Raw genomic sequence first — 22194 nt, forward strand, 5'->3', positions numbered from 1 at the left:
GAAATGGCTACAATCTGAAGGAAGTTACTAACGTCCGCAGTCTTTCCCCTTGGTGAAACAGTCGCTCGCTCGAGTGCGCTAAGTGCTCGCTATCGAGTGAGGCTGAACCTGAGACATTGGCAAGATCATTTAACGTACGAGAAATCGCTTCGGTGACGCAGGTTTGCTCCTGCGCCGCATGGGAAACTTCGATGTTCATATTACTGATATTTGAGACTAAATCAGTCACTTTAGTGAGTACTAACTTAATTTCTTCTGAGCGGTTAACGCCCTGAGTTGAGAGGGCTTGGCTCGCTTGCATCACAGTGACTGTTTCGGCCACTCGGCTCTGGACCTGCTGGATCATCTTCTGGATCTCACCAGTTGCCTGTTGGGTTCGGCTCGCCAGCGTGCGCACTTCGTCGGCCACCACAGCAAAACCGCGCCCTTGTTCACCCGCCCTTGCCGCTTCAATGGCAGCATTAAGCGCCAGTAAGTTGGTTTGCTCGGCAATACTGTTGATCACCACAACCACTTCATCAATTTTTTGGGTTTCTTGCTGTAACTGTGAGACAGACAATGCCGAGCAGGCTAATTCAGATGCCAGTTTACGAGTAATGTCTAATCCCGAATCGAACTGCCGCTGGCTGTCATCGACCACTTTATCGGCCTGACTCGCCGCATCCGCGGTGCGTTTCGCATTAATGGCGACTTCATTGGCACTGGCGCTCAGCTGAGTTGCAGCCGTCACTGCCGCCTCGGTTTCTTTTAATTGGGTTTGCACACGATCATTATTGGTTTGCGACAGTGACCCCAGCGCTTTGGCATCGCCCAGTAATTGCCCTGAGGTTTCGTGCACTCTGGAAATCGTGCCGTGAATTTGCTCAACAAAACCATTAAATGCCTTAGCGAGCTGGCCAATCTCATCCTGACTCTCGACGGGTAATCTGTGGCATAAATCATCGTCACCGCTGGCAATTTCTTCCATAGCACGGACCACATTTTCAAGTGGATTAATCACTAAACGTTTAAGAATAATGAAGATAACAATTAAACTGCCACCGAGAATTAACAACGCCTGCAAGAAATAACCTAAGAGTAAATCTGACAACTGAGCGCGAATAGGCAACATAGAAAACTGAATAGCCAATTGGCCCGTTGGGTTACCTTGATCAGCAAATTGAATTTCACGCTTCACTAGATACTCATCGGCCACTGTTTGAGCCTGTTGACTTTCGGCTAACACTTTACCGCGATGGTCACTCACGACAATATGATAAATTTGCGCAGATTTAAGCATCACAGATAGCACTGCACGGATCTGCTCATAGTCGTAGGTGAAGATAGGCTGCGCCATAGTGACTTGTAAATTGGCGACGGTATTTTCTTCAAACTCAGTTTCACTGGCAGCCAATTTATCGCTCGCCAACCAGTAAGATGCACCAAACAGAACGCTAACAATCATAAAAATTGCTGCCGCTAATCCAATCTGTACTTTTAAGGCTAATGTTTTCATTATTTTGCACCTTGCATACTAAAAAGATCTAACCATAATTCTGTGCGTTCTATTGGTGTTAATGGACTTAAATCAGGTGTATCAAGACGGATAATCACCCGTAGTTCAAACTTAGCCTCACGATACAGTTGCTCAATTTTAAGCTCGCGATTAAACATCTCATCAAAAGAGCCGTCGCTTACCATACTTTCAAGCCCGGCTAAAATGGCCGCAGCAAGTTCGGGGCGCTTAGGGGAAACAAAGAAATAAGCTGGCGAACGATATTGCAGCAGGATATGGCTATCGACCTTAAGTGCGGGATCGGGGTGATTTGCGAGTTCTTCGCCAATTTCCTGGGCGCCGAGGGCAAGATAATCGAAACGCCCGCCTTCTAACATGGGGTATAAATTGGTGTACTGATAGCTAGTGACGACGGGTAATCCATTGGCTTCTAAAATCGTTGCATCGGGCCAATAACGATTTTGCCCGGCCTTTAACTGCCTAAAATCCGCCATGGTTTTCACATTAGCAAATCGTGCCTCATCCGATTTACGGATAATCAGCAGCCGATTACCGAGTAACCCTTTAAACAATGGAATGCGCACGGGAAGCACAGTTTCTTCCAATTCTTTTGAGGTCATGCTCCAAAACACGTCTACTGTCCCAGCGAGTGCTTCTTCGACTTTGCGCTTTTGATTCATTTGAGTCGGCATTTCTTGCGCTTTATAACCCGAATCCGAGCGCCGCAGTGCTTCATCAAGTAACTTTAGCAACCATTCCTGCTGTATCGCGGTGGTGATTTTTTTTGATACCTGTGCAGACGATTTAGACACATCAGAATTTGAAGCTAAATGGTTTATAGCTGTGTCGGTAGCAAATACAGCAAAAGAGGAAAATGCCGAAAAAAACGCTAATGCCATTATAAACAGGGGTATGCAAACCGTTCTTCTTGTCATGATGAGTGCGACATGGCCAATGACACTCGACATGCCAATTGCAATGACACGCATCGCAGCCGTTAAATGAATCGCCATAAATTGCAGCCTCTTTTATTATCTGGTTTATACCAGTGAGTTTTATTTATCTATGCCGCTAACGTTCAAGTGCTGAGGTAGGCAGTTGAGTAATACCGTAAAAACATCCTAAAAAAATGGCTGGGCACTGCTTACAGTACCCAGCCCACGCTAGTTTCTGGGGAGAGACTATCAAAATATCAAAGACAAACGTATCGCCGCCCGACAGCAATACTCCTGCCAAACACATGATAAGGAGACCTCATCCTCTCATGCAGACCTTACAAACAACGCGTCACACAAGCAGATGACAGCGCTGTCATCATTAAAGTACACAAGAAAGAACAGGATTTCTACATTTTTTTGACAATTATTGTTATTTTTTATGAAAAGACATAATTAATGCTAATTTTTCATATACTTAAAATGTTTAATTTATTTATCCAAGCTTATGTGACAACGCTGTCTTTCATTGATAACATAGCGATAACATGACAAAGATCACGGTAGCTATTGATGAATCCCATTGACACACTTGTGCCCAATAATACCCAGCCTGCTCCGCGCTTAAATCGGTATTACCTAAACCTCAGTTTGGTATTACTACTCTGTGGAGCTTGGTTATTTTGGGCGAACCATTTTCATTCGCTATTTGATCTTATCCAAGAATATGGACGCTTCGTTTTTCTAGGAATCACAGGAGCGATATTTGCAAACTCGACAGGACCTGGCGGTGGCGTCATCTTTATTCCGGTATTTTCGAGCCTCAACTTTAGTGAGTCTCAAAGTGTCTCGACTTCATTTATGATCCAATGCTTTGGCATGACAGCAGGCGCGATTTCATGGTCACTCCATTATAAAAAGCACCACCGAGAAGATGATGCATGGTCTGGTTTTGTAAAAGCATCATTACTTGCAGCCTTCTTTTCTATCTTAGGTTTCTGGAGTAGCCAATTACTACAACTCAATTCGCCCTCTTCGCTACACACCAGCTTTAGCATTTTCTCGATAGTGCTTGGTATCGCCATCATTATCAGTAGCAAAAGTAGCACACAAATCACTCGCTCTATAATGCCGGTCGATTTTCTTTGGCTCGCCCTCATTGGCTATTTCGGCGGTATTATCACAGCTTGGTTATCGGTAGGCGTCGGTGAATTAGTCGTCATTTATCTCATGATAAGGGGACTATGCGCCAAAATGGCGGTCGCCACTGGCGTTGTTGTTTCTGCGATTACAGTCTGGTCGGCAAGCCCTATCCATATTTTTTCAACAAATAGCCATGCCCTCTTTGAGCTAGTGTTATTCGCAGGTCCTGGCACCATTATCGGAGGATTACTCGCTCGTAAATTAGCACTCTTTCTCCCAGTAAAAGTATTAAAACTCTTTTTCTCCATTTGGATCATTTTGACGGGTAGCGTAATGTTGGCGAGTTAGAAATTTATAAGTGATTCATATTCATTACTTAAATTTAAAACTAGCATAAATAAATCGTATAATTTGATGCCACCAATACAGCATGACACCATTCTTTAAATATTATTTATCCATAACTAAATCAATTAAACTAAGAGAACAAAGGTGTGCATAAATCACAGAATAAAATCCACGTTTTGCAAAATCCAGCATAACGCTTTCGTCTAGTTCATGAATTTTTTGTTCATCAACGATATAAATACCATTAATGTTAGTCTTAGTACCGTCCAGAGCATTTACTGTTAATGTTCTAGGCTGTAATAGCTCATGCTGTATTAAAGTCTTAATAAAATGTTTTGTCATTTCCTGATAGTCAGCCTGAAGACTGGCCAACTCTAGCAGCGTATTGAGATAAGCAGTATTATCGCCATCAGCTGTAAACAAAGAATTTTCACCGTTTTCACACACAGACGAGTTATTTAGATCAATTCCAATAATGATTTTATTATCAATATAACTCGCACCAAAAGGATACAATTGAACTTGAATAGGTAAATAACGAGCAATCCATCTACCATTTATCATCAATTTGTTCGAGTTTTCTTTTAAAGATGTAACTGCTACAGGTAAGAATTCACCTGTTTGAGAATTTTTGGTAAATATAATAGGAAAGCTCGTCGCTGCTGACATGAACTCTTGAACCTGAAGAGGCAACATGTGCATGTTTTCAAAAAATTTATAGTCAACAATGTTTTTCACTTTTAAGTGTCTATGAATAGAATCATTCAAAGGGACATAATGTGTTGTCATCTTTATTTTCCTTGTTAATATTTTTCTATATAACTCGTACAACTCTATATAGATTGCAATCCGTAGAGACGGATTTTATCAAGTAGTTCTCTATGATCTGGCAACTCACTTATCATTTTACTTTTTAACAACGTCATCTTAGCCAGATGTTGAACAACGCGTTGATCAACTTCTGCATTGCTATAAGTTGGTCGAGTAGAATACTTCATACCGTAAAGCACATATAAATAATTTTCTCTGTTGAACACTTCAAACTTTGAAGGAAAATCCTCTGCGATTGGAATAAAATCTTGCCACATTTTAAGACGTTGTTTTAAGCCTTCAGGAATAGTTTCATCGGTGCGATTATCACGCCAGAAAGCAGAGTCTGACCTGTCGGATAAACAATAATGTAACTTAGCAAATTCAACGACTCTCTCCCACGCTTGAGAAACTGTTTCATTAAAGCGCTTAGCAAGATAATCAATATCATCTTTATCGGAAGGAAATCGCTCCGCAAGAAAGCGTGCAGAAAAGTCCGTCAGTAGAATAGATGTCGCTTCAATCGGTTCTAAAAATCCCTGTGCTAAGCCTAATGCAACACAATTTTTTACCCAAAACTGCTGACGATAACCAACTTTCATAGCAATTTTTCTATGTGAAAGATCGGCAAGTTGACCACCTAAGTACTGATCAAATGTATCTTCAGCTTCAGCATTACTCATATAATCAGTCGAGTAGACAAAACCAGTTCCACGTCTTTGCGTGAGGGCAATATCCCAAATCCACCCTGCCTGATGAGCCGTTGCAATCGTAAATGGCGGAATTTGATCTAAAGCCTGTGTGGGCACTTGAGCAACTAATGCTGTATTAATGAAGAGTTGGTGTGATTTATCAATAAATGGTACATCAAATCCTTTTGCTAACAAAATAGATTCAAAACCACTGCAATCAATATATAAATCAAAAAATAACTCCCCTTTATCTGTCAACAATGAACAAATAGAACCATCTTTCTCTAAAGAAATATCATTTACCGTTGCATAAATATGTTCAACATTAAATCGTTCAATGGCATTTTTAGCTAATAACTTAGCAAACTTTGCGGCATTAAGATGGTAAGCATAACCCATAACGCCACCATACTCCGGAGTTGTTATAAACTTAGGTCCTTTATTTTCCTCACAAACGGCATGCTGTGGCGAGACTAAATCGGCAAAGTGCTCTCTTGGATGAGTTAACCAATATGGTGTCAAATCCTCACCCAATGGACTCGGCATATCAAAAAGGTGATGATAAAAATTATTGTTTCCGTGCTTTGCTCGATCGAGCCAATTTACAAACTTTATTGACTGTTTAAAAGTGACGTCACAAGATTTAATAAAGTCTGACTCACTTATACCAAAGCTTGATAATGATTTACGTATTGAGGGAACAGTCCCCTCACCAACACCAATAATGGGGATATCTAGAGATTCGATGAGCGTAATGGAGAGTTCTGGATTGTTCTTTAAAACCAGTCCTAAATGATTAGCAGCTAACCAACCTGATGTCCCACCACCAACTATCGCTACTTTTCTTATAGTCATAGCATGATCCTACAATTAAGCATGAACACATTGAGTCATATATTGGATAACCATTAGCCCTTTAATATTATTACTTTTAACTTAACGCAGTTTAGTGCTTAATAAAAAGCCTAGCAATTGCTAGGCTCTTATTAATCTAACTAATTAAATTAGAAGCGCAACGCAACACCGAGTTTATAACGGGCTTCACCATCAAAACTCCATACAGGGTAATTATCTTTAAATTCACTAATAACCCCCTCTGCATCCACTGGAGATACACCTTTTTGTACGCTATCTTCTTCAAGCAAGTTAACCACTTCAAAAGTTAACGACAGATAATCTGTTAGATTATAGCTAGCACTTAAATCTAAGGTGCCATACGCTTGATGTTCACGGTTACCATAGAACCCTGGTAATTCACGCATCATATATTCAGAACGCCAGTTATAAGCTACCCGAGCTGAGAAATCATCCATTTCGTAGTAACCAACTAAGTTTACAGTATGTTTGGATGAGTCAGAGAATACTCCAACACGGTCTGCATAGTTTTCAGCTGGTGATGAAGCGTCTGCAAAGGTGTAGTTAACTGAGTAACCTAAACCACTATCGAATGAATCTTGTAACTGAAGTTCGATACCATCAATTGAGCCACCATTAGCGTTATAATTTTCACTTACAGTCCAACAATCGTAAATACCCGCACCACATGTACTACCACCAGCAGTGATTAAGTTGGGATCTTCAATTCCTATTTGTTGATTCAGTTTTTCTCTTGTAGAGATAAATGAACTTACATCTTTGATAAAGTAAGTTGCTGCAAATAAACCTTCTCCACTGAAGTACCATTCTAAACTGACATCTGCTTGTGAAGCTTTAAAAGGCTGTAAATTTACGCTACCGGTGACTTTCTTCTCGTTACCAGGAGTACCATCGTTGAAGCCAGGTAACTTAGAGGTTGCGAATAAATCGGCATAATTTGGACGTGAAATAACTTGAGCTGCTGAGGCTCTTAAAATTAAATCACTTGCAAGGTCAAATGCAATATTTACACTTGGTAAAACATCGTTATAGCTGGCTTTATCAGTACTTAAACCATCAGCATATGTACCTGTTTTGCTGAACGCATAATAATCAGATTCAACATCAGTAGACACATATCTTAAACCGAAGTTACCACGAACGCCTTCACCAGCGAATGTAGCCATAGTATAGAGCGCTAAATTCTTTTCTTGCAGTGTGCCATATCCTGATTTATCGAGAGTAAAACCATCGATAGCAGCATAGGCATCATTAATCATGTTATCAAAAATGGGCTTAGGTAAGGTGAAGCCTGCGCCAGATGACATAGTACCAGAATAATAAGCTGATGCATCTTTTGCTACTATATTAGAGGATTGAGCAGCCTCGGTAGTTTGAGTAACATCATGATCGGCATAACTAATGCCTGATTTAAATGACGTAATAGCACCTAGCTCAACAGGAATAGTAATGTCAAATGTCGCAAAGGACTCTTCATCCGTATTAGGTTGTTTTTTTAGAGCCCAACCCGCTGTTTCTAATTTTCCATTAAAATCAGAAGCATCAAATGCGTTGTTTGCAATGTTAATATCAATGACATCGCCAGTAGCATCATAGATACCCGCGAAATCTTCAGGTTTACCAATAGACTGACCATAGTTTGAAGTTAAATCGGTACCACCTTCAGCTTTGGTCTTACCAATACGACCTTCTAACTTATAAGCATCTGCCTGATATGCAAAATCCAAATCAATTGTGTCAGAAGACATACTCGCTTTACGTGCCCAAGTTTGAGCCCAAGCAAATCCACCTTTACCTGTGTGCTCAACTAATGTACATACGCCTGCAGCATTTTTCTTAAGGCAAGTATTTTCACCCTGCTGAGTAGGAAATAAGAAAATTGAAGTATTAGCATTGTTTGCATCAAGTTGAAGGCTCATCAAATTCAAACCAAACTCAAGATTATCAGTTGGTCTGTATTGGAATGCAGCATTAACAGCGGTACGCTCTCGGTCTTGCTGGAATGTGGTCGGAACTATCTCTCCCCAACCTAGTAAAGATTCGATACCATTACGTTGATATTGAGTTTTATCTAAAGAACCTGCGACTAAGAAACCGAACTTTTCATCTTCCGTTTTCCAGCTATAAAGTCCTGAGGTTTGTGGATCAATCTCTTCAGATACAGTGCCGTAATCCCCCTTTGTACTTAAAAATACAGAATTTGCATCTAAATCTAATGGTTTACGGGTTTTAACAATTACAGTACCACCAATACCACCTTCGGCAATATCTGCCTGAGATGATTTGAAAACTTGAATACCGCCCACCATTTCTGGTGGTAATAGACTGTAATTGAAGCTACGGTCAATAGCTTGTTGATCAAACCAACCCGTTGAAGCCACAGAATGACCATTTAATAGAGTACTGGTTAACTGGCTTGAAGCACCACGAATTGATACTTGTTGGCCTTGACCAAATTGACGATTAACCGCAACACCAGGAATGCGTCCTAAAGACTCACCCACATCTCCATCTGGAAATTTACCAATATCTTCTGCTGTGACCGCATCCACTACAGCATCAGAAAAACGTTTGTCGTTAACTGATGCCTTCATTGATGCTCTCATACCGCGAACTTCAATTTTTTCAATATTTTCAGGTGCTGCGGTGGTTGCCACGGCGTCTGCAGCAACAGCGCTAATGGATACAGCACTGCCGAGTAGGATAGCAATATTTGTAGCTAGTACAGTTTTCTTAAAGGTTGATGGTCGCATCTCGTTTCCCTTCCATAACTTTATTATCGTTTTAGTATTCATAACCATTCCCCGAGGAATGACAACGCTGTCATGTCTAGTGCAAACATTACACAATAATTAACAGCCTTGCCACAACAAAATAACGATGGAAGCAAAAAAATGTCATAAAGCAGAATTTTGAATCAGTAGTTTTATTAAAAACCATTATAAAACATGAGCTTTAATATTATGACGTAAATTTACAACTCTCAGCATAATTATAACAATGATAAATTAACGCCAATTTGTAACAATTCAGGATTGCTAAGCACATCAAAAGCTCGCACTATAAGATGTATAAGTCAGAAAAAACTGATAAAAAATGTAAGCTTGTAAATTGCAGGTAAAGAATTTACGTTCATAGAACAGTTAACCCCTCGCGACCTTAGACAAAGAGTTTTTACATCAATGAAAGTCACTATCAACGACGTAGCTAAATATGCTGGAGTGTCTATCAAGACAGTATCCCGTGTAACCAATAACGAACCTTCAGTGAAGCAGGCCACCGTTGACAAAGTGAACGAGGCGATAAAAGCACTTAACTACCAACCTAATTTAGCAGCAAGAAATCTAGCAGGAACTAAATCCTATGCTATTGGTTTTATTTACGATAATCCAAACGCTTACTATATTATTGATATGCAAAATGGGATTTTGTCAGCCTGTAAAGACAAGGGCTATGAACTTGTCATCCACCCTTGCAATGCCAAATCAGAGACCATATGTGATGAGCTTACAGCACTAGTCAAATATTCTAGGCTCGCAGGATTAGTACTAACACCTCCCTTGTCAGAAAATCCTAAAGTACTCAAAGCACTCACTGAAATTGATGCTAACTATGTGCGCATTATTGCGGGAGAAAAGGACAACGATCAGAATGGGTTGACTATTTTAGTCAACGATAAATTCGGTGCAGTTCAAATCACCCAGCATCTGATTGATTTAGGCCACAAGCATATCGCTTTTTTAAGCGGAGATTTACACCATGAATCCACCAAAGAGCGATTACTTGGTTTTAAACAGGCATTAACAATAAATAACCTAAAGCTGAATGAAAACTACATAATTGAAGGGAAGTACTCATTTGAGTCCGGTGTTGATGGTGCTAACAAGCTCATCAAACTAAAAAATCGCCCGACGGCGATTGTTGCTTGTAACGATGAAATTGCCGCTGGTGCACTTTTTGCGGCTCGTTTAGCGGGTTTAGACATACCCGTTGATTTATCAATTGTCGGTTTCGAAGATAGCCCATTCTCACGTCAAACCTGGCCTAAACTTACCACAGTACATCAGCCAAACGCAGAAATTGCTCAGGTTGCTACTGAATTATTAATAGCAAAACGTCGCGAGCAAGATGCCATATATTCTAGAACCTTTACACCAGAACCTATCATTCGTGACTCGTCGGCAATTCCTAAACAATAAAAAAGAGAGCATATTTGCTCTCTTTCTATCTCCTAAATCACATAGAAATCAATGTAATTTGAGCTTCGGACGCTGCCACTTCAATAACTTTTGTGCTACTCGATACACAATTGCCGAAAACCAACCATAAAGGCTGGCTAAATGCCTCTGATACAAAGAGATATACATCAATCTTGCTATATGGCCTTCAACAAAGAAAGTGCCAGAACGTAGGTTCCCCATTAAATTGCCTACCGCAGAGAAGCGGCTTAAAGACACTAATGAGCCGTAATCTTTATAAATAAAGGCCTTTTCAGGCTTACCTTGTAATCGATTAACGATATTATCAAACAAGGTATCAGCCATCTGAGCTGCTGCTTGCGCCCTTGGTGGAACAGGCTGGCCAGAACTTTGGATCAATAGAGCGCAATCACCAAGGGCGTAGATATCTTGATGACCTTTCACTCGCATACAATCATCAACTTCTACCTGATTTCGCGGAGTAATGGGCAGTTTTGCAAAATGCTGAAATGCTTTTGGCCCTTTGACACCGGCAGCCCATACTTTTAAGCCTGCTTTAATCACATCACCATCTTGGGTAATGAAACCATCACGAGTCACTTCTTTAACTTGAACACCGATATGTAAACGTATACCAATCTGATCAAGAACAGCTTGAGCCCTAGCGCTTACACGCTCTGGTAATTGAGGAAGGATTTTGGGTGACGCTTCAATCAAATGCACATCAAGATGATGCTTCGCGATATTCAGATAACCGTACTCTTTAACAGACTCAATAACATGATGAAGCTCTGCTGCCAATTCAACACCTGTCGCACCCGCACCGACAATACCAATGCTGACTCTTTCTTGCGTTTCATTTAATTGGAGTAAAGCGTCGAGTAATTTATGATGAAATAAATTGGCATTTTCAAGACTGTCTAAGAAAATACAATGCTCATCAGCACCTAATGTATTGAAACTATTAGAAACTCCACCCAATGCAAGCACTAAAAAATCGTAATTGATTTGTCGCTGCTCTAGGAGCAACTCACCTTCATCATTATAGACTGCGGCTAACTGAATCGATTTAGCATCCGGCTCACACTGCTCTATCTCACCACGAATATAGCGATAACCGTTTTTAAGTCCATGATCGCGATAGAGTAAACCTTCAATAGATTGATCTATCACACCAACAGCGACTTCGTGTAATTTAGGCTTCCATATATGAATAGGACTTTTATCAATTAAGCACACATCGACGACATCACTACCGCCCCATTTACGGCCCAACTTCGATGCAAGCGCTAAACCAGCAGCACCACCACCCACGATCACTATTCTTTTTGTAGCCAAAATGACAACCTCATAAAACTCATTTGCGAGGCTAAGTTATACCATGTTACAGATAAGAGATAACTACATTAGTTGAGTAAAACAGGCTATTTTCCATTAAAGATATTTCAGAAACCTAGCGGTACTATTTAGTTTTTCCACATGCTTAGGCAACAAAAAAGGGCCACTAGGCCCTTTAGAATCGTTCGTAAGCAGTTTATACCGCTTCTTCGTTTTCTTCACCCGTTCGAATACGGATAACACGTTCAACATCAGTGACAAAAATTTTACCATCACCAATTTTGCCTGTGCGGGCCGTTTCAACAATGACATCAATTGCTTGGTCGAGCAGATCGTCTTGGATCACTAACTCTATTTTTACTTTTGGAAGAAAATCCACCATATATTCGGCACCACGATACAACTCTGTATGCCCTTTCTGACGACCAAAACCCTTAACCTCCAGTACCGTCATCCCAGTGATACCAATTTCTGCAAGTGATTCGCGCACATCATCTAACTTAAATGGCTTAATAATGGCTTCAACTTTTTTCATTAAAAATTCCTCATCCCTTGCAATAACATAAACAAACAGAATAACACTAGCTTACACGGGGTTACGTCAATATTGAAGTGAATGTAGTGCTTTACTCATAAAACACAGTTTCTATAAAATCGCTTTTAGCACATAAAAGTCTAAAAAAAGTACTATGAATATTGCCTCAGATTTTATACTTACATTCTAACCAGCACTAACTCGCTCGCGGGATGCAAGCGTAAAATAACAAGGATCTGTTATGAACTTCCATCGAAAAGGCTTTAGCCTGATAGAACTTATCACTACGATATCGATTTCAACAATCTTGTTAACAGTTGGAGCTCCTTCCTTGACCGAGCTCAGCGATCAGATAAGAGCTGATACTAATATTAAAACTATCCAGCAGACACTTCAATTTGCGCGAAATACAGCTGTTAGTTATGGTTATAGGGTCACAGTATGCCCACTCGTAAATGGAAAATGCACTCAAGATTGGCAAAAGGGATTAACAATTTTCATTGATACAGGTGTAGTCGAAAGCTTCGATGCTAACGATAAAATTATTAAGGTCATTGATGAATTCGATTCGAAAGATTTTTTAACATACAATAAAAGTTCGATAAAATTTCAACCTGATGGGTTAGCTTCTGGAAGTAATGGTACTTTCAAGTATTGCCCACGAACAATTGATAGCAAAAACTCCCGTGCAATCGTTGTTAATCAGGCGGGTAGAGTTCGCCTTTCTACCGCAAAAAATATCAATTGCGATTAAATTTAAATATATACTCCCTATTTAAATTTAATTATATAAAAGCAAGAAAATCAATTTATTGGGTATATTGAAAATATAGAATAGATACTGACCATTAGAGTCTCCTCGCATATACTTAGCTAAGTTTTAACGAGGATAGCTACATGTTAATTATTTCAAGAGGATTTACCTTAGTCGAACTGATGGTCACAATTGCCGTAGCAGCAATCCTACTAGCCATAGGGGTTCCATCACTTACGTCGCTATACGAAGGGACACGCAGCGCTAATGAAATACGAAAAATTAGTGATGTGTTTGCTTTTGCAAGAAACCAAGCTGTCAACTATGGCGCAACAGTAACAGTCTGCCCATACGCGGCATCACCATGCGGCACAGACTGGAATAAGGGGTTCAGTGTATATATTGACAATGGGGGTGCCAAGAATGTATTGAAAGTGATCGATAGTTTCAATACACACGATGTAATTTCCCTATCAGGGCCCGCCGATAAAAAAATTGATTTTACACCCGATGGTTTAGTCTCAGTTGAAACATCAATTATCTATTGTTCAAATGGGCAAAGTGACAATTCTAAAAGCATCAACATTAGCACTTCAGGTTTAATAAAAGAGGGCGCAGATGGGAAAAGCTGCACATAAACTATGGGAGACTAAATCTACCGTTCACTACCCTAAAATAATATTATCCTTAAATCGTTCGTTGTTAATATTTAAAAATACATGTTAGATGTTTATCTAGGTGTTAACTTATCCAAAACTTGCGCCTTAGTATTAGTAAATTCAGCGTTTAATGCGACACACTCCTCAACACTATAGATGTAATATTTCGATCCATCATTTGATTGGCGAGTAGTACCAACAAGGCTAGCCATTCTCACATTCATTTCACTACTCTTCCAATGATAGAAGGCAATCTCAGCACTTTTCTTTGATGCAATGTAGCATTTGAAGTCTTGTTCGCTGACTGTTGCTCCAGAGTCAGCCCAAACTAAGCTTGGTAAGAAAGCCACCGTTTTAAAGAGGTTTATTAATTTCATTTCCAACACTCCGCACTCGGACCTTTTGCCCCAGTATCTGATATTGTTAAAGAAGAGCACGAGGCATCACGGCTAGCCTGACCCCCTTGAGCAACTGCCTTAATCGTAAAGCTTGATTCACCACTTGATGATACAGAGTAATGTTTATGCTCAGTGATATAAGGGTTTGCCCCTACAAGTTTTGTTAAATCAGTAGCATATTTTTTATTATCGAGATAATACTGTTCCTGCAAGTTTGCTATACGCATCAAAGCAGCTAACCCTTCTGATCTTGCACTCTGAGCAATGTATTGCGTATAAGAAGGGTATGCAATCGATGCCAAAATACCAATGATCACGACGGCGATCATCACCTCTATCAGGGTAAAACCTTTAAGTTGAACCTTCATAAATTAATAACTCATTCATTTATATGATAATAAATTTTATTAACACCTAACCCAGAAGCAACGTTGATTGTACCTGTATAATCCCCATTTTCATTTTTCTCACCTTTACCAACTCCAATAATATAGATATAGGGATCTTTACCGGATTCAGGTGCAGGAATAACAATCTGCGGTGTATCCGGTACACGTTCACCCAGTTCATAATATAATTGAGAAAAGGATCTCGTTCCTTTGTGCAAATCGAACGGATATAACTTGCCAGAACCAGACACTAAACACACGTTATCGGCAACCGAGTCAGCAGGGGGAGAATAAGAAGTGAAATAAACTTTGCCTTGGACAATCAAGGCAGCTGTTAAACTCTTTTCACCTAGACCACTAAAATCATAGAACCAGCCGAGTTTTTTACCGAAACTTATGTTGTCGGCTTCAGACGCAGGTGCAGTAGAAGTCACATCATAGAGATCATTGATTGTGATCGCCTCGGGAACATCACCGCCAGTAAAACTCTTAGTCACCACATTACGATCTTGCAATGTAAAAAACATATCATTGATATCAGTAGATGATGGGTGGGGTCGCGTTCCACTTCCAATCACCACCGCATCATAGGGAACATTTTGATAAGTTTTAGTCGTAGTAGTACCACTCTCTGTTGTCACCTTAACTTCGGATAAATTAGTAAACATCGTTTGTGCTACAACAGGTTCTGCATAAAAACGGCGATTATTACTATCAGTACCACCTAAAGAAGCCAATTTAAATGCACTCCAACTCGACTTACTTGCACTTGGAAGATCAATACGCCAGACATTTGCACCGACATCGGAGGCATAAATCCTATCTGTATACCCATCATTATTACTATCAAGTACGGCGACTGAGTTTGGAATGCTATCCAGAATTCCCGAAAGTGCTGTTGCACCCGATGCAGAGCCACCAAATGAATGAATCAAAGTTCCCTTCTCTGCATCGACAATATAAACCGCACGACCTACCGGAGAAGATGAAGGAGTTGCATCAAAACTAACATCGTAGCCACCACCAAAAATGAGTACAGGCTTTTCATAACCAACGATTTTCGTCACTATAGGCTCAGACCATGTTTGTCCAAGATCAGAAAAACCATCCGTTGATGGATTAATAGTCCACATTAGAGAAGGGCTATCAGGGTTTGTCACATTGAGGGCATAATAAGACGATCCACCTCGACGCATCCCCATATAGACCCATGCTTTAATCACTTTACCCTCAGCATCAGTTTCTGTGTAAGCAACTGGAGATGAATCCATTCCGTATACTGTGTGTACACCTGAAGGATCATTACTTCTCAATTCTGTTAAATTAGGCAATAACTCATAGGGAATAAAGCCCCAAGTCTCTGATACAGATTCGCCCGCATCTTTAAACATATGCACAACACCTTGATTCGTGCCAAGCATGATACGAATATCAGTCGCGCTTTTTGTGCCGAAATTGAGTGCTAGTGGCTTAGAATGAAGAGGATCACCCATAACATCATTACGTTTATCTGTCGTACTACCATCTTTATTATCGTCGTCGACATCTATCCCATTAAGCCAATTTAACGTATTAGCAAGCTCATCCACGCTAGTTCTCATATAGCTAGCTAGCGCAGCATCACCTCCTGCTGCAGTTTGTGCATTAGCAAGTGTTAAGGGCGTTAAACTGGAGGACCCATTTAAGTTACTTAAAATATTCCTAACATCTTGCTTTCTAATTTGTGCCGCGACTCCGCCGACCTCAACTTTATTCCCATCCTTTTGCGCAACACAATCCGACCATATAGTACAGGCACCATCTTTAATATTGCCGTTATCTGCTATAGCTGCATTTCCTTTACTATCAACCAATGTACCATCTGCGGTTACTTTTAATTTTTTTAAATTACCGCTCCAACGAGGTCCTTTGCCTGGGAGAAACATAGCGTAATAAGCGGCATCAAATGTCTGAGTCCTATCAAAATTATTACTAGCAATACTTGGAGATGTAAAACTTGAATCAATATTCAAAATATTTGATAACGCATCATTAAGTGCATTCTGTAGTTCAAGACTGTTTTGAGCAGCAAAATATAAACCACCACCTCTTTTAGCCGTCTCAGCAAGTAAAGGTGCGGCATCTTCTGCACCTTTACTAAAACCAATAGTATAAGTACGAACATTCTGCATTTGTTCAGTATTTGAACTGTCCAACTTGTTAATTAAGTCGTTATTAAACATATAACTAGCTAATGCGGGCAAATAGCTTGCTGTATCTAGATTTTTAGAAAATGAAGAGTAATCCCCTTCTTTACTTCCTGTGGCAGTTAAACTAATAACGTCATTATTCGCATTTTTATCAACTGTTGGAGAGCCATCAGTGACATAGATAACATAAGCAATATCCGTACATACTTTAAATGGACTTGCGTAGTTACCACTCTTCTCCACTAAGCTGTCATACGGTGGTTTATTTCCAACATAAGAGCCATAATCTGTATCACTATGACCATATTTAACGCCCTTACCGGCAAAATAACGGTAAGCTTCATACATAGTCTCACATAGTGGTGTATTTGTTTTTGCCAGCAAATTATCAATAGTAGTTAATAAACTCGCACGCGTACTATCCGTCATCTGAGTAATGCCAGATACAATTCGACCACCGTCTCGATTACCTTCATTTGGATAATTATAATTAAATACAGCAAGTCCAAAATCCACTGTTGGAGTTGAACTAATAATATTAGAAATCGCTTTCTTCGCAATTTCTAGTCTTGAAACTTTTACCGTTGGTAATTTTCCCGCTTTAGATAATCCGTACCATCTTAGGTAATTATCAGTGTACAAGGTAATAGGTTGTCCAACACCAAAGTCAGTATTATTGGCTGCGGCTAAAGCATTGGTCCAAGTTGTTCCTGGTAGTGAAGAAGTAAAATATGGATATGCTTTCTTTTTACTACCTGACCCCGTTGTTACCCCATTAGCAGGAAATCCATTAGGATATGATGATGAATTACTCGGATTTATTTGAGAAATATCTTCCCAACAATCAATTACTTTTATTGCAGTACCATTTGTTTCAGGTAGTTCTTTCCAAACGCCAGTAGTACCACTTGATGTGAACTCTCTTATATACCCAGTAAAACGACCAAACTCTGCTAATGCAGCTTTGCTTTGACTACATCCATTTAAACTAGCTTTAAAATTACGCTTATCAGAGCTAGTATCAGGGGTGGGTAATCCCCCACCGCCAACAGCATAATAAATAAGAGTATCACTATACCCAGAACCACTTACGGCTGGGTAGTCATAGTTAGGGTCATAATCTACAACCTGAGTAATTTCTTCAGTTGACATACTTCCTGAGTTATCAAATATAACGAGCACTTTAGGTCTTGCGCCCGTTCGAGTTGTTGATTCTTTTACATATAACTCAGTATCGTCACCAAAGGAGAAAGCCGACACAAAAGTCAGCGCAAGTAGTATAGAACAAGCCAGCTTTTTAATAATCATATCTAACTCCCAGTTAAAACTTCTTGCTCCACACCTGCGACAACAGTGAGTTGGCCCAGTTTATCTCTACCAAATTCTGCTGTACTACTAATCTCAACACGCCGACAGCTAATTAAATTACCACTATTTGGCCTTGTACTCCGCTGGCATCCAACATCTTTTGCACTAATGACAACATTACCTGCAGCATCAACTTCATAAGGAATTGGCGTTAACGTTTGGTTAGAACCAAATTCAACCACTGATGAAATCTCAGATAGTTTGGCTAAGCTAGCACCTTTATTGGCTTCGATTGCCGCCTCTAAGCCACCATCAGCAACAGACTTAGCCTCTATACGTTCTGATCCTGCTCCAGACATACGCATAGATTGGGTCGAATTAACAGCCAAAGCGACACCAATAATAGTCATAAGCAACAATATGATAAGTGCAAAAAATAATACAATTCCTTTTTGCTTTTTCATCTTACCAACCTTCTAATTTCTAATTAACACTGGATTAGCAAGCACCATAGTCGTCGAAACTATCTTGCGTCGATAATGATCATTCAAATTTTTAATTTCCTTATCGCCCAGAGTGTAAGTAGTTTCATTGGTGTAACTTTTATCTTCATCAATAGCGCGAACCAACAAGAAAACCCTTAAGGCAACAAGTCTTTGAAATAATTCGTTGTCCCACATTAATGTGGTTACATTTTCTGCTGGCATAAAACTATCGGCGGTATCATCTCCATTACTATCAAAACCATAAAGAATACGCATATTCTCAATGCCTTCAACTAACTGCTCTTCGTTATTCATGCCATTATTCTTGGTTAATGTTTTTCGGCGTAGAACAGGTACAGACCCATCATTTTTAATAAAATAAATATGATGCTGATATTCCCAAAAACGAGCATTTTCGAGTACTGGATTGGGAGGATTACCGCCTTTAAACATCACAGCTTCACTCGAAGTTGCAGCCATATAAAAACGCTCGCCATTGGGATTAATCACTGGTGGGCCAACTAATCTTTTAATTTGAATGACATCCGTATTCTGATTCACACCTGATAAGCAACTTAATGTATCCCCACTCTCGCCCTCTTCATATCCCCATAGACGCCTAAAGTGTGCAGGTTCAGCATTAGGTAAAGTACCGTTATTTACGCCTGCACCAATACAATCATTTGCAACACCATCCCTCAAGGTCATATTGGTTCCAAGTACAAAATCAGTTCCCGTTATGTCCCCCATAAAACCTAACTGACTAATGTCTCTTTCCATTAGTGACAAAGCAATTCGTCCATTTTCTTGCAATTGGTTAAACTGGCTCGTTGTGATCACATTGGAAGAAGACATACTAAACATGCCAAAAAGCCCAAGAGTGAGAAATAAGCCAATAACCATAGAGACCATTAGCTCAACCAGCGACATTCCTTTCTCACTGTCTTTTAAATTATCCATACATAGTTAACCTAAATAATCATTGTCGAAAGAATAAAAAGCCGCCTACGCGTACCAATATCTTCTCCACATTCACTCCCAGAATAACTTGTACCCGCGCCCTCTCGGATCCCTCTCCACGCAATTGCGACCGTTACAGTTGAACCATCTACATTAATGCATGCTGTTGGAGAGTCTAACCCACCAACATTCTGGCTATCCATAACTTCAGCAGCCCCCATAAAACTCTGTTCCCACTGGTAAAGATCCCAAGCTTCAGTCTCTTCTGGAGTACATATACTCACTACGCCAACAGCAACGTCACAAACATTGCCTGGTTTATTAAGAGAGCCAGTATACTCACCAGCGTAATTACCCAGCTGCGCTCTATTCAGCTTCATTCGATTAATTATATCGTTTGCATAATAGGAGGCTTGAGTTTGCTGAAAGGATTCAAAGCTTCCACGCTTTGCAACAATATGCAGATTAAAAATACCAATTAAGCCAATGACTAAGATCACTAACGCAACAAGCACTTCAATTAATGAGAAGCCCCGTTGAAATCCCCTTTGTGTCAACCTTTCGATTTTAGTCATATTTTTGACAAGCTTTTCAGCTATTTACCTTTAAAAATCTTAGTATTACGATAAAAACTACCAACAGTTAATAATAGATGAGTAAAATGTAAGTAGCCAGTAACATTAGCACATAAGCATTGACATCATTATGCTTTGAATGAATTTGAGACAATAAAAAAGAGGCTTATAGCCTCTTTTTTATTGACGATTAAACAGTACACAGATTTAACGTAATTCGGCTGGCACAGCAAAAACAGTGTCTTCTTTACGCCCTTCAACTTCAGTCACAACACTAGGGGCAAGTTTAGCGATTGCTTGAACCACTTGTTGGACTAAAACCTCGGGGGCTGAAGCTCCTGCGGTGACGGCTACACGTGTAACATTATCAAACCAACTAGACTCAACATCATCTGCAGTATCCACTAGATAAGACTGAGTTCCTGTTTTCAATGCTAGCTCGCGTAAACGATTAGAGTTAGAGCTGTTCTTTGAGCCAACAACAATCAATAAATCAACGTCTGCAGATAAATTGCGTACCGCATCTTGACGATTCTGCGTTGCATAACAAATATCGTCTTTTCGCGGACCTTCTATAGAGGGAAACCTTTTCTGTAACGCAACAATAATGTCCAAAGTATCATCTACAGACAAAGTAGTTTGTGTCACGAAGCAGAGATTATTGGGATCGCGCACTTCCAAAGCTTCAACATCCGCAGGCGATTCAATCAGATAAACTCCACCATTAGGATTATCGTATTGTCCCATAGTACCCTCGACTTCAGGGTGCCCTTCATGGCCAATCAGGATGCACTCAATACCTTTGCGGCTGGCACGCGTCACCTGAAGATGTACTTTAGTAACTAAGGGACACGTCGCATCAAAGACTCTCAGCCCTCGCGCCTTAGCCTCTTGTCTCACCGCTTGAGATACACCATGGGCACTGAAGATAACAATGTTGTTATCCGGCACTTGATCTAACTCTTCGACAAAAACCGCACCGCGATCCTTCAGATTCTGCACGACATAGCGGTTATGCACGACTTCATGGCGAACATAAATAGGCGGCGAAAATAATTCCAACGCCCGTTCAACAATACTGATAGCACGATCAACACCCGCACAGAAACCTCGCGGGTTAGCGAGCATAATGTTTAAACTTGGGCTAGTAGGATCGAGTTTCATCTTAAAATACCTTTACTACGTCCAGTTCAAAAGTGATCTTGTGTCCTGCCAGAGGATGATTAAGATCGACTGTGATGGAATCACCCGCAACATCACGGACAATACCTGGGATCTCACTACCACCAGGGCCTGCAAAACTCACAATCACGCCAGCCTCTAAACTCATGTCAGCCGGAAAACGGCTTCGATCTAGATAATGGATAGCATCAGGATTGGATTCGCCAAAGGCATCAATCGCTTCAAGCGTGAAACTGTGCTTATCACCTTCAGCAAGCGTCACCAGCTGCGCCTCAAATGCAGGACTTAAAGTACCATCACCCACATTTAATCGAGCCGGTTTACCCGAGGCTTTAGTGCTATCGGCAGTTGAGCCATCAGCAAGCACAATGTTCATGTGGCATAATAATGAACGTGTCACAGTCACTTTTTAACCCCTTCAGCGCTATCAGCTTCAGACTTATCGCTTACAAATGCATCCCAAATAATCAGCACTGCACCGACACAAATAGCAGCGTCGGCAATATTGAATGCTGGATAATGGCTCTTATTCCAGAAGAAATCGATAAAATCAACCACGAAACCATGCATCAATCGATCGACTAAATTACCTAAAGCACCACCAATCACTAAGGTGTAAGCTAGATTCAGTTTCCACAAAGAAGACGATTGCTTACGCAACCACACAGTCAATAACGTACTGAATCCAATCGCAACAATCGTAAACAGCCAGCGCTGCCAACCTCCAGCTTCACTTAAAAAACTAAAAGCTGCACCATAGTTACGTACATAAGTGAAATTAAAGAAGGGCAATAATTTCACTGATTCATACAAATCAAAATTGGCTAAGACCCATTGCTTAGATAGCTGATCGGCTAAAAACACCAATACAGCTACCCAATACCAACGTAAGCCACTGTCTTTCCAAGTTAATGGCATACAGAT

Annotated in this window: 20 protein-coding genes; 4 read left to right on the top strand and 16 right to left on the bottom strand. The window is 40.3% G+C overall.

What is annotated here, in order from left to right; all coding sequences use genetic code 11:
- Positions 1 to 7: 7 nt before the first annotated feature.
- A complete protein-coding gene (locus CKQ84_RS02070) occupies positions 8 to 1495 on the bottom strand; it encodes a methyl-accepting chemotaxis protein (RefSeq protein ID WP_105249924.1) in 1488 nt (495 codons plus the stop codon).
- The gene (locus tag CKQ84_RS02075) at positions 1495 to 2508 is read right to left on the bottom strand and encodes an ABC transporter substrate-binding protein (RefSeq protein ID WP_105249925.1); all 1014 of its coding nucleotides are present in this window, start codon (positions 2506 to 2508) and stop codon (positions 1495 to 1497) included. The genes CKQ84_RS02070 and CKQ84_RS02075 overlap by 1 nt, the downstream gene beginning before the upstream one ends.
- Before the next feature lie 495 nt (positions 2509 to 3003).
- Between CKQ84_RS02075 and CKQ84_RS02080 the strand changes: the two genes are divergently transcribed.
- Positions 3004 to 3921 (top strand): sulfite exporter TauE/SafE family protein, encoded by a 918-nt coding sequence (locus tag CKQ84_RS02080; RefSeq protein ID WP_105249926.1) that lies wholly within the window; start codon positions 3004 to 3006, stop codon positions 3919 to 3921.
- A 102-nt stretch (positions 3922 to 4023) separates the two neighbouring features.
- On the opposite strand, the gene CKQ84_RS02085 is transcribed toward CKQ84_RS02080, so the two are convergent.
- From CKQ84_RS02085 to CKQ84_RS02095, 3 genes are all read right to left on the bottom strand, one after another.
- Positions 4024 to 4710, bottom strand: coding sequence for a SapC family protein (locus tag CKQ84_RS02085; protein WP_105249927.1), 687 nt, complete (start codon positions 4708 to 4710; stop codon positions 4024 to 4026).
- A gap of 44 nt (positions 4711 to 4754) precedes the next feature.
- Positions 4755 to 6278, bottom strand: coding sequence for a tryptophan halogenase family protein (locus CKQ84_RS02090; RefSeq protein ID WP_105249928.1), 1524 nt, complete (start codon positions 6276 to 6278; stop codon positions 4755 to 4757).
- 149 nt (positions 6279 to 6427) lie between these two features.
- On the bottom strand, positions 6428 to 9052 hold the full coding sequence (locus CKQ84_RS02095) for a TonB-dependent receptor (RefSeq protein ID WP_105249929.1): 2625 nt from the start codon (positions 9050 to 9052) through the stop codon (positions 6428 to 6430).
- Positions 9053 to 9481: 429 nt separating this feature from the next.
- Here CKQ84_RS02095 and CKQ84_RS02100 point away from each other — a divergent pair, with 429 nt between their 5' ends.
- Positions 9482 to 10498, top strand: a complete 1017-nt coding sequence (locus CKQ84_RS02100; protein ID WP_105249930.1) for a LacI family DNA-binding transcriptional regulator — start codon at positions 9482 to 9484, stop codon at positions 10496 to 10498.
- Positions 10499 to 10546: 48 nt separating this feature from the next.
- Here the strand turns inward: CKQ84_RS02100 and CKQ84_RS02105 are convergent, their stop codons facing one another.
- Both CKQ84_RS02105 and glnB read right to left on the bottom strand, forming a co-directional pair.
- Positions 10547 to 11836: an NAD(P)/FAD-dependent oxidoreductase gene (locus CKQ84_RS02105; RefSeq protein WP_105249931.1), complete on the bottom strand. Its 1290-nt coding sequence runs from the start codon at positions 11834 to 11836 to the stop codon at positions 10547 to 10549.
- Positions 11837 to 12032: 196 nt separating this feature from the next.
- Positions 12033 to 12371 carry a nitrogen regulatory protein P-II gene (gene glnB, locus CKQ84_RS02110; protein ID WP_028760911.1) on the bottom strand — a complete coding sequence of 113 codons (339 nt, stop codon included), beginning with the start codon at positions 12369 to 12371 and terminating at the stop codon, positions 12033 to 12035.
- Between the two features lie 241 nt (positions 12372 to 12612).
- Here glnB and CKQ84_RS02115 point away from each other — a divergent pair, with 241 nt between their 5' ends.
- Both CKQ84_RS02115 and CKQ84_RS02120 read left to right on the top strand, forming a co-directional pair.
- Positions 12613 to 13125, top strand: coding sequence for a GspH/FimT family pseudopilin (locus CKQ84_RS02115; protein ID WP_105249932.1), 513 nt, complete (start codon positions 12613 to 12615; stop codon positions 13123 to 13125).
- Between the two features lie 143 nt (positions 13126 to 13268).
- Positions 13269 to 13763 (top strand): GspH/FimT family pseudopilin, encoded by a 495-nt coding sequence (locus CKQ84_RS02120; RefSeq protein WP_028760913.1) that lies wholly within the window; start codon positions 13269 to 13271, stop codon positions 13761 to 13763.
- A 92-nt stretch (positions 13764 to 13855) separates the two neighbouring features.
- Here CKQ84_RS02120 and CKQ84_RS02125 read toward each other — a convergent pair whose 3' ends face one another.
- The 9 genes from CKQ84_RS02125 to lspA form a co-directional block, all read right to left on the bottom strand.
- A complete protein-coding gene (locus CKQ84_RS02125; protein ID WP_105249933.1) occupies positions 13856 to 14161 on the bottom strand; it encodes a TapY2 family type IVa secretion system protein in 306 nt (101 codons plus the stop codon).
- On the bottom strand, positions 14158 to 14550 hold the full coding sequence (locus CKQ84_RS02130) for a type IV pilin protein (RefSeq protein WP_105249934.1): 393 nt from the start codon (positions 14548 to 14550) through the stop codon (positions 14158 to 14160). Before CKQ84_RS02130 ends, CKQ84_RS02125 begins: the two co-directional genes overlap by 4 nt.
- 11 nt (positions 14551 to 14561) lie before the next feature.
- Positions 14562 to 18068, bottom strand: coding sequence for a pilus assembly protein (locus tag CKQ84_RS02135; RefSeq protein WP_105249935.1), 3507 nt, complete (start codon positions 18066 to 18068; stop codon positions 14562 to 14564).
- 2 nt (positions 18069 to 18070) lie between these two features.
- On the bottom strand, positions 18071 to 18532 hold the full coding sequence (locus CKQ84_RS02140; protein WP_105249936.1) for a PilX N-terminal domain-containing pilus assembly protein: 462 nt from the start codon (positions 18530 to 18532) through the stop codon (positions 18071 to 18073).
- Between the two features lie 12 nt (positions 18533 to 18544).
- Positions 18545 to 19513, bottom strand: a complete 969-nt coding sequence (locus tag CKQ84_RS02145) for a PilW family protein (RefSeq protein ID WP_105249937.1) — start codon at positions 19511 to 19513, stop codon at positions 18545 to 18547.
- Positions 19514 to 19524: 11 nt separating this feature from the next.
- Positions 19525 to 20112 carry a type IV pilus modification protein PilV gene (gene pilV / locus CKQ84_RS02150; RefSeq protein ID WP_173913215.1) on the bottom strand — a complete coding sequence of 196 codons (588 nt, stop codon included), beginning with the start codon at positions 20110 to 20112 and terminating at the stop codon, positions 19525 to 19527.
- A gap of 183 nt (positions 20113 to 20295) precedes the next feature.
- Positions 20296 to 21252, bottom strand: a complete 957-nt coding sequence (ispH, locus tag CKQ84_RS02155; RefSeq protein ID WP_028760920.1) for a 4-hydroxy-3-methylbut-2-enyl diphosphate reductase — start codon at positions 21250 to 21252, stop codon at positions 20296 to 20298.
- Between the two features lies 1 nt (position 21253).
- Positions 21254 to 21676, bottom strand: a complete 423-nt coding sequence (gene fkpB, locus CKQ84_RS02160) for an FKBP-type peptidyl-prolyl cis-trans isomerase (protein WP_028760921.1) — start codon at positions 21674 to 21676, stop codon at positions 21254 to 21256.
- Positions 21673 to 22188: a signal peptidase II gene (lspA, locus tag CKQ84_RS02165; RefSeq protein ID WP_028760922.1), complete on the bottom strand. Its 516-nt coding sequence runs from the start codon at positions 22186 to 22188 to the stop codon at positions 21673 to 21675. Before lspA ends, fkpB begins: the two co-directional genes overlap by 4 nt.
- Positions 22189 to 22194: the final 6 nt, after the last annotated feature.

The sequence above is a fragment of the Shewanella sp. WE21 genome, assembly GCF_002966515.1.
GTDB classification, from domain to species: domain Bacteria; phylum Pseudomonadota; class Gammaproteobacteria; order Enterobacterales; family Shewanellaceae; genus Shewanella; species Shewanella oncorhynchi.

Bases quoted from the DNA above. Each gene is read 5' to 3' on its own strand.
- CKQ84_RS02070 (WP_105249924.1), bottom strand. From the start codon at position 1,495: ATGAAAACATTAGCCTTAAAAGTACAGATTGGATTAGCGGCAGCAATT.
- CKQ84_RS02075 (WP_105249925.1), bottom strand. From the start codon at position 2,508: ATGGCGATTCATTTAACGGCTGCGATGCGTGTCATTGCAATTGGCATG.
- CKQ84_RS02080 (WP_105249926.1), top strand. From the start codon at position 3,004: ATGAATCCCATTGACACACTTGTGCCCAATAATACCCAGCCTGCTCCG.
- CKQ84_RS02085 (WP_105249927.1), bottom strand. From the start codon at position 4,710: ATGACAACACATTATGTCCCTTTGAATGATTCTATTCATAGACACTTA.
- CKQ84_RS02090 (WP_105249928.1), bottom strand. From the start codon at position 6,278: ATGACTATAAGAAAAGTAGCGATAGTTGGTGGTGGGACATCAGGTTGG.
- CKQ84_RS02095 (WP_105249929.1), bottom strand. From the start codon at position 9,052: ATGCGACCATCAACCTTTAAGAAAACTGTACTAGCTACAAATATTGCT.
- CKQ84_RS02100 (WP_105249930.1), top strand. From the start codon at position 9,482: ATGAAAGTCACTATCAACGACGTAGCTAAATATGCTGGAGTGTCTATC.
- glnB (WP_028760911.1), bottom strand. From the start codon at position 12,371: ATGAAAAAAGTTGAAGCCATTATTAAGCCATTTAAGTTAGATGATGTG.
- CKQ84_RS02115 (WP_105249932.1), top strand. From the start codon at position 12,613: ATGAACTTCCATCGAAAAGGCTTTAGCCTGATAGAACTTATCACTACG.
- CKQ84_RS02120 (WP_028760913.1), top strand. From the start codon at position 13,269: ATGTTAATTATTTCAAGAGGATTTACCTTAGTCGAACTGATGGTCACA.
- CKQ84_RS02125 (WP_105249933.1), bottom strand. From the start codon at position 14,161: ATGAAATTAATAAACCTCTTTAAAACGGTGGCTTTCTTACCAAGCTTA.
- CKQ84_RS02130 (WP_105249934.1), bottom strand. From the start codon at position 14,550: ATGAAGGTTCAACTTAAAGGTTTTACCCTGATAGAGGTGATGATCGCC.
- CKQ84_RS02135 (WP_105249935.1), bottom strand. From the start codon at position 18,068: ATGATTATTAAAAAGCTGGCTTGTTCTATACTACTTGCGCTGACTTTT.
- CKQ84_RS02140 (WP_105249936.1), bottom strand. From the start codon at position 18,532: ATGAAAAAGCAAAAAGGAATTGTATTATTTTTTGCACTTATCATATTG.
- CKQ84_RS02145 (WP_105249937.1), bottom strand. From the start codon at position 19,513: ATGGATAATTTAAAAGACAGTGAGAAAGGAATGTCGCTGGTTGAGCTA.
- ispH (WP_028760920.1), bottom strand. From the start codon at position 21,252: ATGAAACTCGATCCTACTAGCCCAAGTTTAAACATTATGCTCGCTAAC.
- lspA (WP_028760922.1), bottom strand. From the start codon at position 22,188: ATGCCATTAACTTGGAAAGACAGTGGCTTACGTTGGTATTGGGTAGCT.